The sequence below is a fragment of the Kitasatospora sp. NPDC088134 genome, assembly GCF_044741705.1.
GTDB lineage: Bacteria > Actinomycetota > Actinomycetes > Streptomycetales > Streptomycetaceae > Kitasatospora.
The window spans coordinates 43904-59012 of the sequence record NZ_JBIUTD010000012.1 but is presented as its reverse complement, the minus strand read 5'-3'; the positions used below and the strand labels follow the sequence as shown (position 1 = coordinate 59012).

Below are 15109 nucleotides of genomic sequence, written 5' to 3'. Positions count from 1 at the left end.
CCTGATGGCCAATCAGAACCCGACGGAGCGTCAGGCGGGGACGACCGCGTCCTCCGGCAGGATCGGCAGCCGGCCGACGGGCAGCCCGGTGGCGGCCCGGACGGCGGCGGCGACCGCTGCGGGGGCGACCACGGCGGGCACCGCGCTGACGGCCTTGGCGCCGAACGGGGCGACCACGTCGCGCTCCTCCAGCAGCGCGGCGATCCGCACCGCGGGGGTGTCGAGGGCGGTGGGCAGCCGGTAGCCGGTGAGCGAGGCGTTGACGGGGACGCCGCCCTCGGTGCGCAGGTTCTCCAGCAGGGCGAGTCCGACGCCCTGGGCGACGGCGCCCTCGATCCGGTCCTCGATCTGCCGCGGGTTCAGGGCCCGGCCGACGTCCTGCGCCACCGTCACGTCGACCACCCGGACGGCGCCGAGCTCGATGTCCACGTCGACGACGGCGCGCATCGCGCAGAACGCGATCGAGACGAAGGCGTCGCCCTGCCCGTTCTCCGGGTCGAGCGGCTCGGTGGGGTGCGGCCGGCACTGCGCGGTGGCCCACAGCTCGCGGCCCTCCAGCGCCTCGCCGACCGGCATGCCGAGCACCCCGTCGTACGAGGTGATCTTGCCCTCGCTGATGGTGAGCAGCTCGACGGACATCCCGAAGTCGGCGGCGATCGGCTGCAGCATCTGGTGCCGGACCATCAGCGCGGCCCGCTCGACGGCGCCGCCGGAGACCCAGGTGTGCCGGCCGCGGGCGGACGGGCCGGCCCCGGCCTGGTCGGAGTCGACGGGCGCGATGTAGACCTCGCTGACGCCGAGCACCGACTGGACGATCTGCCGGGCCAGGGTGGCGAAGCCCTGGCCGGAGTCGACGGCCGCGCAGATCACGGTGGCGTGGTCGCCGGAGACCCGGACGGTGGCGGTGGCGACCTCGTCCTCGCCCTCGGCGCCGAGCATGTGCACCATGCCGACGGCGTAGCCGATGCCGCGCCGGACCGCGCCGGGGTCGCCCGCGCCGCCGGGGCCGCCGGGCAGCAGCCAGTCGGCCTCGGGGTCGTCGACCGGGAGCGCGGGCAGCGGGGAGTCGGCGAGCGCGTCGAGCAGCCCGGCGACGGGGGCGGGGCAGGTGACGGCCTGTCCGGTGGGCAGCGGGTCGCCGGTGGTCATCGCGTTGCGGCGGCGGATCTCGACCGGGTCGATGCCGAGCTGCTGGGCGAGCTGGTCGAGCTGCGACTCGTGGGCGAAGCAGGTCTGCAGGGCGCCCTCGCCGCGCATCCGGCCGGCCGGCGGGTTGTTGGTGCGCACCGCCCAGGCGTCGACGAACACGTTGGGGCAGGTGTAGGGGCCGACCGAGAAGGCGACGGCGGAGGCCAGCGCCTCGGCGGAGACGTCGGCGTAGGCGCCGCCGTCGAGCAGGACCTGCGCCTCGACCTTGACCAGCCGGCCCTCGGCGTCGGCGTGGTGGCGGTAGCGCAGCAGCGCGGGGTGCCGGGTCGGGTGGGCCTGGAAGGACTCGGCGCGGGTCAGCACCATCTTGACCGGCCGGCCGGTGCGCAGCGCGAGCAGCGCCAGGGTGACCTGGAAGGACAGGTCCTCGCGGTCGCCGGTGGCGCCGGGCACGCCGGTGACCACCAGCCGGACCCGGTCGGGGTCGAGGCCGAGGCAGGCGGCGGTGCGGTCGCGGTCGCCGTGCGGGTCGGTGGAGGACAGGTGCAGTTCGACGCCGCCGTCGGGGCGGGGCACGGCGAGTCCGGCCTCGGCGCCGATCGGGGCCGGGTCCTGCCGGCCGACCTGGTAGAGGCCCTCGACCACGACGGCGCCGACCGCGTCGGGGTCGCCGGTGCGCAGCGGGAGGTGGCGCAGCAGGTTGCCGTCGGGGTGCAGCGGCGGGGCGTGGAAGGCGGCCTCGGGGTCGGTGACGGGCTCCAGCACCTCGTACTCGACCAGGATCGCGGCGGCGGCCAGCCGGGCGGTGTCGGGGTGGTCGGCGGCGACGGCGGCGACGGGTTCGCCGTGGTGGCGCACCACGCCGGCGGCGAGCACCGGCCGGTCGGGGACGACGCTGCCGGAGGGCGCGCCGTCGGGGGTGCCGTCCGGGCCGGGCGGCAGGTCGGCGGCGGTGACGACGGCGTGCACGCCGGGGACGGCGAGCGCGGCGGAGGTGTCGACCGAGACGATCCGGGCGTGCGGGTGCGGGGAGCGCAGCACGGCGCCCCAGAGCAGCCCCTCGGCCCACAGGTCGGCGGCGTAGGGGTAGATGCCGAGCGCCTTGGGCAGGGCGTCGCTGCGCAGCGGGGAGCTGCCGAGGCCGGTGGCGGAGTCCTCGTCGTCCGCGGGGGCGGCCGCCGGGAGCTCGGTGGCGGAGGTCATGCGTTCTCGTCCTCGGGGAGCCGGATGCCGTGGGCGGGGGTGGCGTCGTACCCGGCAGGGGCGTCGTACCCGGCAGGGGCGCCGTAGCCGACCGGGGCGCCGTACCCGGCGGGGTGGTCGTAGCCGGGGTACTGCGGGTACGGGTGGCCGTCGGTGGCGTAGACGGTGCCGTCGTAGGGGCCGGCGTCCTGGTGGGGGGTGCCGTGCGGCGGGGTGGGGAGGTACGGGGTGCCGTGGGCGGGGGTGCCGTGGGCGTCGGCGCCGGCGGTGCCGTGCGCGGGGGTGGGCTCCCAGCCGCCGGCCGGGGCGGCGGTGCCGTGCGGCGGGGTGGGCGGGTAGGCGTAGCCGCCGGCCCGGGCGGTGGCCTCGCCCTGCTGCTGGGCGGGGATCAACTGGTCGGCCTCGTGCCAGAGTTCGGCGTCGGCGTAGAGCGGGAGCTCGCCGGCCAGCGCGAGGTCGGCGAAGGACTGCTCGGTGGGCCGGGCCGGGACGGGCGCGGCGGCGGTGGGCGCGGGGGTCTCGCCGGCGGCCTGCTCGGCGGCGGCGAGCTCGGCCTCCAGGGCGGCCTCGCGGGCGTCGGCGACGGTCTGGACGGCGTTCAGCGCGGCCCGGTAGCCGGTGCAGCGGCAGAGGTTGCCGCAGAGCGCCTGGCGGGCCTCGACCTCGCTGGGGCGGTGGTTGCGCTGCAGCAGGTCGTGCACGGCCATCGCCATGCCGGGGGTGCAGTAGCCGCACTGGACGGCGCCGGAGTCGGCGAGCGCCCGCTGGACGTCGCTGGCGCCGCCGGGGCCGGACAGTCCCTCGACGGTGGCGATCTCGCTGTCGGCGGCGAGCGCGGCGGGCACCAGGCAGCCGTTGACCAGCTGGCCGTCGACCTGGATCGAGCAGGCCCCGCACTCGCCCTGCTCGCAGCCGTCCTTGGCGCCGGCCAGGCCGAGCCGCTCGCGCAGCACGTACAGCAGGCTCTCGCCGATCCAGGCGTCGGCGACGGGCCGTTCGACGCCGTTGACGCGCAGCGTGTACGAGGTGGTGGGGCGCACGTCGCCGGTGAGCGCTCCGGGGTGGTTCAGCAGTTCGTCCGTCACTTCAGCGCCCTTCCCAGTGCCCGGCGGGCCAGCACCGCTACGGTACGCCGCAGGCGGGCCGCTGCCGAGCCCGCCCCCTCGGCGGGGTCGCCGTTGTCGGGGACGCAGGCGCCGGCCACGTACTCGCCGAACGCGGCGACCGCGGCGGGGTCGATCAGCACGGCGCCGTCCTGGCCGCGGGCGTCCCAGTCGATGCAGCCGGCCACCCAGCTCTCGGCCTCCAGCGGGCGGAGCGGGACGGGGGCGACGGCGCCGACGGCGCAGCGCACGCCGCGCCGGGCGGGGTCGAGAACCAGGGCGACGGAGGCGGCGGCGCGGGCCGGGCCGGAGCGGCCGGTGGACTTGAGGAAGACCTGCGGGGCGTGCAGCAGCGGGACCCGGACCCAGGTGAGGAGTTCGCCGGGGCGCAGCGGGTCGAGGCCGGTGAGCAGGTGGCTGATCGGCACCTCGCGGCGGCTGCCGGGGCGGACCAGGGTGGCGGTGGCCTCCAGGGCGGCGAGCACGGGGAGGGTGTCGCCGGCCGGGTCGCCGGTGGCGACGTTGCCGCCGAGGGTGCCGACGTTGCGCACCTGCGGGGGTCCGGCGGTGCGGGCGGCGTCCGCGAGGGCGGGGATGAGCGCGGCGAAGTCGGGGCGGTCCATCCGGGCGTGGGTGAGCCCGGCGCCGAGGACGGCGGTGCCGCCGTCCTCGTAGCGCCAGCCGCGCAGTTCGGTGATCCGGCCCAGTCCGATCAGCGCGGCGGGGCGCAGCCGTCCGGCGTTGACGGCTTCCATCAGGTCGGTGGCGCCGGCCACCGGTACTGCTCCGGGCACGGCGGCCAGCGCTTCGACCGCCTCGTCGACCGAGGCCGGCATCATGATCGTCCGGTTCACCAGGTTCCCACCGTGCTCCATCTTGCAGTGCGGCCTGCCGCCCGTAGGGTACGGGCGATCGGTGCGGGTTGGGCAACTCTGGCACACAAAGACCGCTGATCATTTCCCGGGTCTCGGACAGGTCCGAACAACTCGGGACAACTCCGGTCCCGACCGCGCCCCGACCGTCGCCGGAGTGGTCGTTTCCCCTCCGGTGACGACGTGCGGGCCGGGTCCGGAGTTCCGCCGGGCCGGCGCCGGGTCAGGGCGCGGTGTGCGGCCCCGAGGGTCCGGGGGCGCCGTCCAGCGGGCGGCCGACGATGCCGGGCTTGCGCTGCCAGGGCAGCGGGCCGTCGGGGTGCCGGTACTCGACGCCGAGGGCGTCCAGCCGGGCGTAGTGGCCGGCCATCCGGGCCTGGAAGCCGGCCCAGTCCCGGGCGGCGGGGTCGCGCGGCAGGTCGGACCAGGCGACCTCGGCGAACGCGGCGAGCCGCGGGAACGCCTTGTAGTCGACCTCGCGGGCGTCGTCCATGAACTCGGTCCAGATGTTCGCCTGGGTGCCGATCACGTGCGCGGCGGCCTCCCCGTCGAGCTGCGGCGGGACGGGCTCGAAGCGGTAGACGTCCTCCAGGGTGCGCACCCAGCCGACCGGGACCGGCTCCTCCTCGCCGTCGGCCTGCCGGTGGTCGAGGTAGACGTGCTGCTCGGGGCACATCACCACGTCGTGCCCGGCCTGCGCGGCGGCGATCCCGCCGTCGTAGCCGCGCCAGGAGGAGACGGCGGCGCCGGGGGCGAGGCCGCCCTCCAGGATCTCGTCCCAGCCGATCAGCCGGCGGCCGCGCGCGGCGAGCCAGCCGTCGAAGTGCCGGATGACGTGGCTCTGCAGCTCGAACTCGTCCTTCAGGCCGAGCTCGGCGATCCGGGCCTGCGCGGCGGGGCTCTGCTTCCACTGCTCCTTGGGGCACTCGTCGCCGCCGAGGTGGACGAAGGTGGAGGGGAAGATCTCCAGCACCTCCTCCAGCACGTGCTCGTAGAACCGCAGGGTGGCCTCGGACGGGTTGAGGATGTTCTCGCTGACGCCCCAGTCGGTCCAGGTGCCGAGCGCGGCGGTGTCGACCACGTCGGTGTTGCCGAGCTCGGGGTAGGCGGCGATGGCGGCCTGGTTGTGGCCGGGCAGGTCGATCTCGGGCAGCACGGTGATGTGCCGGGCGGCCGCGTAGGCGACGATCTCGCGCAGGTCGTCCTGGGTGTAGTAGCCGCCGTGCGGCTGGTCGTCGTGCCGCCCGCCGGCCCGGTAGCCGACCATCGAGTAGGCCCGCCAGGCGCCGGCCCGGGTGAGCTCGGGATAGCGCCGGACCTCCATCCGCCAGCCCTGGTCGTCGGTCAGGTGGAAGTGGAAGACGTTGAGCTTGTGGGCGGCGAGCTGGTCGATGAACCGCAGTACGCCGGCCTTCGGCATGAAGTGCCGGGAGACGTCCAGCAGGGCGCCGCGCCAGCCGAACCGGGGCGCGTCCCGGATCTCCACCGCGGGCACCGTCCAGGCCGCGCCGGGCAGCGGGGCGGTCCGGTAGGCGGCCGGGCCGAGCAGCTGGCGCAGGGTCTGCGTGGCGTGCGAGAGGCCGGCCGCGCTGCCGCCGGTGAGGCGGACGGCGTCGGCGCCGGCGTCGAGCCGGTACTCCTCGGCGGCGAGCTCCCCGTCCAGGGCGAGCTCCAGGTCGCCGGCCCGCCCGGCGGGTGCCGGGTCGAGGTCGAAGCCGGTGGCGGCGGAGAGTTCGGCCCGCAGCCGGCGGGCGACGCCCTCGGTGCCGGGCCCGGCGGCGATCCGGGCGCCGGCCTGCAGGACGAACGGGGCGGCGTCGACGCGGGTCCGGACGTGCGACGGGGCAGGGATGAGGTCCATGCGCCTCATCCTGCCCCGGACCACCCCGAGTGGTCTATGCCAATCGGGAGGTATTCGGGCCGCCGCGCGGTCAGTCCTTCTTGTCGTCCCCGCCGGGGTTGTTCAGCCCGTCGAAGATCTCCTTGCACATCGGGCAGACCGGGTACTTCTTCGGGTCGCGGCCGGGGACCCACACCTTGCCGCAGAGCGCCACCACGGGGGACCCGGAGAGCGCGCTCTCCATGATCTTGTCCTTCTGGACGTAGTGGGCGAAGCGCTCGTGGTCGCCGTCCCCGTGCGAAGTCTGCGGGACGGGCTCGACCAGGGTGCCGGTGCCGAGACCGCGCTCGGGCTCAAGAGTGCTCATGAGTGCCAAGTCTATGGGCGCGGCCCGGAACCGGGCCACCGTCCGGGCGCGGTCCGCGCTCAGTTCAGCAGCGGGTCGTCGGGGTAGGTGGCGAGCATCGCCAGCGGACCGCGCTGGCGGCGCAGCACCGCCCGCCACAGCCGTTCCGGGCGGTCGCAGGAGACGTCGCCCGCCTCGCAGTCCACCAGGTGCCAGGCGCCCTCGGCGATCTCCCGCTCCAGTTGCCCGGACGACCAGCCCGCGTAGCCGGCGAACACCCGCATCCCGCCGAGCACCCCGGCCAGCACCTCGGGCGGCGCCTCCAGGTCGACCAGGCCGATCGCGCCGTGCACCCGCCGCCAGCCGAGCGGCCCGTCGTCCTCGCCGGGGACGACGGCCAGCGCCAGCGCGGAGTCGAGCGCCACCGGGCCGCCCTGGAACACCACCGCCGGGTCCCCGGCCAGCCCGGCCCAGCCGTCCAGCACCGCGGCCACCTCGACCGGGCTGGGGCGGTTGAGCACCACGCCGAGCGCGCCCTGGGTGTCGTGGTCCAGCAGCAGGACCACCGACCGGGCGAAGTTCGGGTCCGTCAGCAGGGGCGTGGCGACGAGCAGTCGGCCGGTCAGCGCGGGGGCCGCTTCCATGCCTGCCATCATGCCCCGGCGGGGGCCGCTCCGGACACCCGGCGACACGCCGGGGACCCGCCGCGGCGCACCACCCGAACGGCGCAATGGCGGTGCTCCGGGGCACCCCTTACAGCATGATCACCAATAGGGCACACGGGAACCAATCGCCCACCCTCTACCATCTATGGAATGGTGAAGGGCTCTTCCCTCGGCCCGGCTGCCGAAAACCTCTCCTGCGCACCCGGATTGCGAGAACGATGACCGACGACGTCCTGCTGGTCCACGGCGGAAACCCGCTCGAAGGCGAGATCCAGATCCGGGGTGCGAAGAACCTGGTCCCCAAGGCCATGGTCGCCGCACTGCTCGGCCAGGGCCCCAGCAGACTGCGCAACGTCCCCGACATCCGGGACGTCAAGGTCGTCCGCGGCCTGCTGCAGCTGCACGGGGTCACCGTCCGCACCGGCGACGAGGACGGCGAGCTGATCCTCGACCCCTCGCACGTGGAGAGCGCCAACGTCGCGGACATCGACGCGCACGCGGGCTCCTCGCGGATCCCGATCCTGTTCTGCGGCCCGCTGCTGCACCGCCTCGGCCACGCCTTCATCCCGGGCCTGGGCGGCTGCGACATCGGCGGCCGGCCGGTCGACTTCCACTTCGAGGTGCTGCGCCAGTTCGGCGCCACCATCGAGAAGCACCCGCAGGGCACCTACCTGGTGGCCGCCCAGCGGCTGCGCGGCACCAAGATCGAGCTGCCGTACCCGTCGGTCGGCGCGACCGAGCAGGTGCTGCTGACCGCGGTGCTCGCCGAGGGCGTCACCGAGCTGCGCAACGCCGCGATCGAGCCGGAGATCGTCGACCTGATCTGCGTGCTGCAGAAGATGGGCGCGATCATCTCGCTGGGCACCGACCGCACCATCCTGATCACCGGCGTGGACGAGCTGGACGGCTACACCCACCGGGCACTGCCGGACCGCCTGGAGGCGGCCTCCTGGGCCTGCGCGGCGCTGGCCACCAAGGGCGACATCTACGTCCGGGGCGCCGAGCAGATCCCGATGATGACCTTCCTGAACACCTTCCGGAAGGTCGGCGGCGCCTTCGAGATCGACGACGCGGGCATCCGGTTCTGGCACCCGGGCGGCGAGCTGAAGGCGATCGCCCTGGAGACCGACGTGCACCCCGGCTTCCAGACCGACTGGCAGCAGCCGCTGGTGGTGGCGCTGACCCAGGCCACCGGCCTGTCGATCGTGCACGAGACGGTGTACGAGTCCCGGCTGGGCTTCACCGGCGCGCTGAACCAGATGGGCGCGCACATCCAGCTGTACAGCGAGTGCCTGGGCGGCACCCCGTGCCGGTTCGGGGCCCGCAACTTCAAGCACTCCGCGGTGGTCTCCGGCCCGTCCAAGCTGATGGGCGCCGAGCTGGTCATCCCGGACCTGCGCGGCGGCTTCTCGTACCTGATCGCGGCGCTGGCGGCCGAGGGCACCTCCACGGTGCACGGCATCGACCTGATCAACCGCGGCTACGAGAACTTCATGGACAAGCTGCGCGACCTGGGCGCCCACATCGAGCTGCCGTCCGCGGCCGAGGTGGCCGAGGTCCGGCTGACCGCCTGAGCCCGCAACGCCGAAGTGGGGGGGCGCCCCCCCGGGGGGGGCGCCCCCCGGGGGGGGGGGGCGGGGGGGGGGGGGGGGGGCGGGGCGGGGGGGGGAGCCCCCCCCCCCCCCCCGGGGGGCGCCCCCCCCGGGGGGGGCGCCCCCCCACTTCGGCGTTCTCAGCGGCGGAGGGTCACTTGCCCTTCGCGGCTTCCTTCAGCTTCGAGCCGGCGCTGACCTTGACGCTGTAGCCCTCGGCGATCTGGATCGGCTCGCCGGTCTGCGGGTTGCGGGCGGTGCGGGCGGCACGCAGGGTGCGCTCGAAGGTCAGGAAGCCGGGGATGGTGACCTTCTCGTCGCCCTTGGCGACGACCTCGCCGGTGATCTCGGCGAAGGCGGCCAGCACGGCGTCGGCGTCCTTGCGGGTCACCTCGGCGCGCTCGGCCAGCGCGGCCACCAGCTCACTGCGGTTCATGTGTACTCCTGTGGTCTGTTGCTCTGCCGTGCGCGGAGGCGGGGCCGGTCCGCGCGACGGTGCTCGTTCAGGCGAGGGGTGGTCAGGGGCCGGCCTCGTACGCGAAGCGCCGCAAACTGCCCGCCTGGGTACGAATCCTGCCCCGACCGGCACTGAGAAAGCCAATCGGGCACCGGCGTGGTTGACCCGAACAGCGCCCGCCCGACCGAGGTGTGACGCTCCGTCGGCTCCGGCTGACCGGGGCGGGCGGCGGCCGGGACGACACGCCGTGGCGCAACAGGGGACGTACCGTACTTGTCGGACACGCCTCCCCGCCGCAGGGCTACCGTACGCCCTGGCACCGACAAGCCCAAACACGCCCCTTGCCCTTGTGTCGCAAGGGCTCCGGCACGTTCGCCGGGATCGGGGCGCGGCGGGCGCGCCCCGGACCCGCCGGACTCAGAGCTGAACGGCCGGGAACGCGGCGGTGTCGAGCGTTCCGACGATGCCCGAGGTGGGCTTCGCCGGGGCCTCCTCCGCGCCGCCACGGGCCGCCACGGCGGCGTCCCGGACGGCCGCGGCAACGGTCTTGGCCACGCCCGGGTGGAAGACGCTCGGGATGATGTAGTTCGGGTTGAGCTCCTCGGCGGTCACCGTGGTGGCCAGCGCGCGGGCGGCGGCCAGCATCATCTCGGTGTCCACGCTGGCGCTCTGGGCGTCCAGCAGGCCGCGGAAGACGCCCGGGAAGACCAGTACGTTGTTGATCTGGTTGGGGAAGTCGCTGCGGCCGGTGGCGACCACCGCGGCGGTCTGCCGGGCCACCGCCGGGTCGACCTCCGGGTCCGGGTTGGCCAGCGCGAAGACGATCGCGTCCTTCGCCATGGTGGCCAGGTCGTCGCCGTCCAGCACGTTCGGGGCGGAGACGCCGATGAACACGTCGGCGTCGGCCACCGCCTCCTTGAGGGTGCCGGTGCGGCCCGAGCGGTTGGTGTTCTCGGCGATCCAGCGCAGGCTGCCGTCCAGGTCGTCCCGGCCCTCGTGGACCACGCCGCGGACGTCCGCCACGGTGGCGTGCGAGACGCCCGCGGCCATCAGCAGCTTGAGGATCGCGGTGCCCGCGGCGCCGGCGCCGCTCATCACCACCCGGATCTCGCCGATCTCCTTGCCGACCACCTTCAGCGCGTTGGTGAGCGCCGCCAGCACCACGATCGCGGTGCCGTGCTGGTCGTCGTGGAAGACCGGGATGTCCAGCGCCTCGCGCAGCCGGGCCTCGATCTCGAAGCAGCGCGGCGCCGAGATGTCCTCCAGGTTGATGCCCGCGAAGCCGGGCGCGATCGCCTTGACGATCGCCACGATCTCGTCGGCGTCCTGGGTGTCCAGGCAGAGCGGCCACGCGTCGATGCCCGCGAACCGCTTGAACAGCGCCGCCTTGCCCTCCATCACCGGCAGCGCGGCCTTCGGGCCGATGTTGCCCAGGCCGAGCACCGCCGAGCCGTCGGTGACCACCGCGACGCTGTTGCGCTTGATGGTCAGCCGGCGGGCGTCCTCGGGGTTCTCCGCGATCGCCAGGCAGACCCGGGCCACGCCCGGGGTGTAGATCATGCTCAGGTCGTCGCGGTTGCGGATCGGCAGCTTCGAGGACATCTCGATCTTGCCGCCGAGGTGCATCAGGAAGGTCCGGTCCGAGACCTTGCCGATCGTCACGCCGTCGATCGTGCGGAGCTTCTCGACGATCTCCTGGCCGTGCGCCACCGAGGAGGCCGCCACGGTGACGTCGATGCGCAGCGCCTCCAGGCCGGAGGCCGTGACGTCCAGGCCGGTGACCGAGCCACCGGAGGACTCGACCGCCGTGGTGATGGAGCTCACCGCGTTTCCGGTGGCCGGGACCTCCAACCGGACCGTGATCGAGTTCGAGACACTTGGCACCGTCGCCATCGACGTCCTTCTTCCTGAATCAACAAACTGTTGAAGATGTGTGACCGCTCGGCATGCTAGACCTCGATGGTCGCACCGACCAAGGCCCGGCCAGAAATAACGTTCATAGAGTGTGCGGACCCGACAAACCCGCCCGCCCGATCGGCGATCTCCTTGCCCGTCGGCGCGGATGCGTTACATTGGAACGGCACCGGCTCGATCCAAGCCCCCGGGCCCAACCTTCGTCCCTTCGAGGGACCACTTGCCGCGAGGCGAGCATGGCGGGTCGGTGTACTACGTGACGAAGGCCCCCACCCGAACGGGTGGGGGCCTTCGGTCTTCCCGGCCGCTACTTCAGCAGCGCGGGGACGCCCGCGGCGTCCGGCAGGTCGTCCGGGCCGGACAGCACCGTCAGCCGCTGGGTGGCGCGGGTCAGCGCCACGTACAGCACCCGCAGGCCCGCCTCCGACTCGCCCGCGATGCCGGTCGGGTCGGCGACCACCGTGGCGTCGTACTCCAGGCCCTTCGCCTCCAGGCTGCCGAGCGCCACCACGCGCTCCCCCAGCCCGGCGGTCCAGCCCGCCGCCTCGGCCCGGCGGTCCATCGGGACCACCACCGCGACCGTGCCGTCCACCTCCGCCAGCAGCCGCTCCAGCTCGGCCCGGGCCGCCGCGCCGAACGCCGCCGGTTCCGGCTCCCGGACCGCCGCGAACCGCGGCCGCACCCCGGTCGCCCGCACCGCGGACGGCGACGGGGTACCCGGCGCGGCCAGCGCCAGCACCTTCGCCGCCACCTCGGCGATCTCCGCCGGGTTGCGGTAGTTCACCGTCAGCGTGTGCCGGCGGCGCGGCTTGCCCGCCAGCACCTCCTCCATCGCCGCCTGCGCCTCCTGCGGGAACGGCCAGGAGGACTGCGCCGGGTCGCCGACGATCGTCCAGGTCGCCGACCGGGAGCGGCGGCCGATCATCCGCCACTGCATCGGCGTCAGGTCCTGCGCCTCGTCGACGATCACGTGCGCGTACTCGCGGCGCTCCTCCGGCACCGCCTCGCGCTCGCGCCGGCCGTACGCCCGCTCGCCGTAGGTGGTCACCTCGTCCAGGCCGGTCAGCAGGTCCACCGCGTCCACCTCGCGGACCTTCGGCCGGGCCGGCTCACCGAGCAGCAGCCGCAGCTCGTCCACCAGCGCCACGTCGTGCGCCGACAGCGCGCCCGCGCCGCGGTCGTCCAGGTGCCGCCAGGACGCCGCCAGCAGGCGGGCCTCCTCCGGGGTGACGGCGCGCCGGGCGATCCGGTTGACGTGCCGGTGCTGCCGCATCGTCGCCAGCACCCCGCGCGGGGTCACCGCCGGCCACCACGCCTCCAGGAAGGCCAGGAACGGCGCCTCGTCGGACACGTACTCGTCGAAGGACTCCCGCTCGTCCTGGCGCTGCTCGCGCTCCGCGTGGGTGGTCGGCTTCGGCAGGTCGCGCACCGCCTCCGACCAGAGCGCGTCCAGCAGCAGCCGGCGGGCCCGCGGGCGCAGCAGGTTCAGCGGCGTGCCGCCGCCGCCCACCACGTGGCCGCGCACCGCCTTCAGCCGGGCCGCGTCCAGCCGCAGCGCCCGGCCCCGGGCGAACACCTTCAGCTCGGTCGGCGCGCCCAGCTCGACCGCCCCGCGGGCGGCCCGGCGCAGCAGCTGCACCATTCGGGCCGAGCCCTTGATCCGGGCCACCTCCGGGCTGTCGTACCGCTCCGCCTCGATGCCGTCCACCAGGCTGCCGACCGCGCGGATCGCCACCTGGCCCTCCTCGCCCAGCGCGGGCAGCACGCCCTCGGTGTACGAGACCAGCAGCGGGGTCGGGCTGACCACCAGGATGCCCCCCGCGTACCGGCGGCGGTCCTGGTACAGCAGGAACGCGGCCCGGTGCAGCGCCACCGCGGTCTTGCCGGTGCCCGGTCCGCCGGTGACCAGGGTCGCGCCGGCCCCGGGCGCCCGGATCACCTCGTCCTGCTCCTTCTGGATCGACGAGACGATGTCGCGCATCGAGTGGCCGCGGGCCCGGCCCAGCGTCGCCATCAGCGCGCCGTCGCCGACCACGGCCAGCTCGGCGCCGTCCAGGGTCGGTGCCAGGTCCGGGCGCAGCAGGTCGTCCTCGACGCCGATCACCTTCCGCCCCTTCGAGCGGATCACCCGGCGCCGCAGCACCCGCCCCGGCTCCAGCGGCGTCGCCCGGTAGAACGGGGCCGCCGCCGGGGCCCGCCAGTCGATCACCAGGGGGCCGTACTCGGCGTCCAGCACGCCCAGCCGGCCGATGTGCAGGCTCTCCGCGACGGCCGGGTCGGCCGGGTCCAGCGGCGTCTGCGACGGAATTCCGTGCTCCTCCGGCGCGTCGGCCCGCTGCAGGTCGATCCGCCCGAACAGGAAGTCCTCGAACTCGTTGTTCAACCGCTGCAGGTGCGCCCCGGCGCGGTACACCTGCGCGTCCCGCTCCGCGAGCGCGCCGGGCGTACCGACCTGCACCCGCTTGGCGGCGTCCTCCAGGATGTACTCGGCCTCGGCGAGCTTCTCCTCCAACCGCCGGTAGACGGTGTCGAGGTGCCGCTGCTCCCCCGCGATCTCGCGGTCGCGGACAGTGTCGTTCTGGTGCCGGGCAGAGCCGTGCGCGCCCAAGGAGCCCCCAAAGGTGCGGAGAAAAAGGCGGACGGACGATCTTAAGGGATGAACACCGCCCCGCACGAGAAGGGGTCCCGCCCCGGGAGCGAAGCTCCAGGGCCCGGGGAACGGCGGAGCCGAGTGGCTGGTGACCGACGGGCCGCGAAGCGCCGACCCCGTTCCGGGCCGGAGGCCCTCGGCTTCAGTGCTCCAGGGTCAGGCGGTAGCCGCGCTTGACCACCGTGGTGATCAGGCGGGGCGCGCCGAGCGCTTGGCGGAGGCGGGTCATCGCCGTTTCGACGGCGTGTTCGTCGTCGCCGCTGCCGGGGAGGGCGCGGAGCAGGTCGGCGCGCGGGACGACCCAGCCGGGGCGGCGGGCGAGGGTGCGCAGCAGGGCCATGCCGGCCGGGGGGACGGGGCGGAGTTCGCCGTCCACGAGGGCGGCCTGGCCGCGGAGTTCGAGGGCGTGGCCGGCCACCTGGAAGCGGCGGGCGCGTTCGGGGAGGGCCGCGGTGAGGGTCTGGACCATCGCGCCGAGGCGCATCCGCTCGGGCCACACGGTGGGGATGTCGCGCTGGTCGAAGGGCGCGGCGGTGACCGGGCCGACGCAGACCGCGAGCACGTCGCGGCGCAGCGCGTGCAGCAACTCCGCGGTGCGGCCGCGCTGTTCGGCCCGCTCGAAGAGGCTGATCGCGGCGGGCGCGGAGGTGAAGGTGACGGCGTCGAGCGCGCCGGCGCAGGTCGCGTCGAGGAGCCGGTCCAGCGGGGCGAGGTCGGCGGGCGGCAGCCAGCGGTAGACCGGGACCTCGACGACCTCGGCGCCGGCGGCGCGCAGCGACTCGACGAAGCCGGCCAGCGGGGCGCCGTGCAGCTGGACGGCGATCCGGCAGCCCTCGACGCCCCGGTCGAGCAGGTGGGAGAGGACCTCGGCGGAGGATTCGGTGGCGGCGGAGAAGGACTCCCGCAGCCCGGCGGCGCGGATCGCGCCCTTGGCCTTGGGGCCGCGGGCGAGGACGGCGCCCTCGCCGAGGACGGCGCGCAGGTCCTCGCCGAGGTCCCAGCCGTCGGCGGCCTCCAGCCAGCCGCGGAAGCCGATGCCGGTGGTGGCGACGGCGAGGTCGGGCGGGTCGGCGATCAGCGCCCGGGTGGCGGTGAGGAGTTCGGTGTCGTCGGCGAGCGGGACGATCCGCAGGGCGGGCGCGCGCAGCACGTTCGCGCCGCGGCGCTGGAGCAGGGCGGCCAGCTCGTCGGCGCGGCGGGCCGCGGTGATGCCGACGGTCCAGCCCGCGAGCGGGCCGGTGGTGGGGGGACCGGGTTCGTCCTGCAGGCGTCGGGTCGGGTCGGCCATCCGGTGTCGTCCTTAGCTGCGCCGCCCGGG

General features: G+C 75.0%; 11 protein-coding genes. 1 reads left to right on the top strand and 10 read right to left on the bottom strand.

The annotated features are described in order from the left end of the window. Window positions 1-30: 30 nt before the first annotated feature. The 6 genes from ACIOHG_RS20045 to ACIOHG_RS20020 all read right to left on the bottom strand — a co-directional run bounded on the left by ACIOHG_RS20045 (window position 31) and on the right by ACIOHG_RS20020 (window position 7157). On the bottom strand, window positions 31-2352 hold the full coding sequence (locus ACIOHG_RS20045) for a xanthine dehydrogenase family protein molybdopterin-binding subunit (protein ID WP_400952316.1): 2322 nt from the start codon (window positions 2350-2352) through the stop codon (window positions 31-33). Continuing rightward, window positions 2349-3437, bottom strand: a complete 1089-nt coding sequence (locus tag ACIOHG_RS20040) for a (2Fe-2S)-binding protein (RefSeq protein WP_400952314.1) — start codon at window positions 3435-3437, stop codon at window positions 2349-2351. The genes ACIOHG_RS20045 and ACIOHG_RS20040 overlap by 4 nt, the downstream gene beginning before the upstream one ends. Then, window positions 3434-4330, bottom strand: a complete 897-nt coding sequence (locus ACIOHG_RS20035; protein ID WP_400952312.1) for an FAD binding domain-containing protein — start codon at window positions 4328-4330, stop codon at window positions 3434-3436. Before ACIOHG_RS20035 ends, ACIOHG_RS20040 begins: the two co-directional genes overlap by 4 nt. A 220-nt stretch (window positions 4331-4550) precedes the next feature. Then, window positions 4551-6188 (bottom strand): beta-N-acetylhexosaminidase, encoded by a 1638-nt coding sequence (locus ACIOHG_RS20030; RefSeq protein WP_400952309.1) that lies wholly within the window; start codon window positions 6186-6188, stop codon window positions 4551-4553. Between the two features lie 70 nt (window positions 6189-6258). Beyond that, on the bottom strand, window positions 6259-6534 hold the full coding sequence (locus ACIOHG_RS20025; RefSeq protein ID WP_030459614.1) for a DUF3039 domain-containing protein: 276 nt from the start codon (window positions 6532-6534) through the stop codon (window positions 6259-6261). A 59-nt stretch (window positions 6535-6593) separates the two neighbouring features. Continuing rightward, on the bottom strand, window positions 6594-7157 hold the full coding sequence (locus tag ACIOHG_RS20020; protein WP_400952307.1) for a YqgE/AlgH family protein: 564 nt from the start codon (window positions 7155-7157) through the stop codon (window positions 6594-6596). A gap of 239 nt (window positions 7158-7396) precedes the next feature. On the opposite strand from ACIOHG_RS20020, the gene murA reads away from it, so the two are divergent. Beyond that, the gene (gene murA / locus ACIOHG_RS20015) at window positions 7397-8752 is read left to right on the top strand and encodes a UDP-N-acetylglucosamine 1-carboxyvinyltransferase (protein WP_400952305.1); all 1356 of its coding nucleotides are present in this window, start codon (window positions 7397-7399) and stop codon (window positions 8750-8752) included. Between the two features lie 172 nt (window positions 8753-8924). On the opposite strand, the gene ACIOHG_RS20010 is transcribed toward murA, so the two are convergent. The 4 genes from ACIOHG_RS20010 to ACIOHG_RS19995 all read right to left on the bottom strand — a co-directional run bounded on the left by ACIOHG_RS20010 (window position 8925) and on the right by ACIOHG_RS19995 (window position 15079). Beyond that, window positions 8925-9206 carry an HU family DNA-binding protein gene (locus tag ACIOHG_RS20010; protein WP_030459611.1) on the bottom strand — a complete coding sequence of 94 codons (282 nt, stop codon included), beginning with the start codon at window positions 9204-9206 and terminating at the stop codon, window positions 8925-8927. Window positions 9207-9644: 438 nt separating this feature from the next. Continuing rightward, window positions 9645-11120, bottom strand: a complete 1476-nt coding sequence (locus ACIOHG_RS20005) for an NAD-dependent malic enzyme (RefSeq protein ID WP_400952302.1) — start codon at window positions 11118-11120, stop codon at window positions 9645-9647. Window positions 11121-11448: 328 nt separating this feature from the next. Then, window positions 11449-13749, bottom strand: a complete 2301-nt coding sequence (locus ACIOHG_RS20000; protein WP_400952299.1) for a HelD family protein — start codon at window positions 13747-13749, stop codon at window positions 11449-11451. A gap of 184 nt (window positions 13750-13933) precedes the next feature. Continuing rightward, a complete protein-coding gene (locus ACIOHG_RS19995; RefSeq protein WP_400952297.1) occupies window positions 13934-15079 on the bottom strand; it encodes a uroporphyrinogen-III synthase in 1146 nt (381 codons plus the stop codon). Window positions 15080-15109 lie beyond the last annotated feature (30 nt).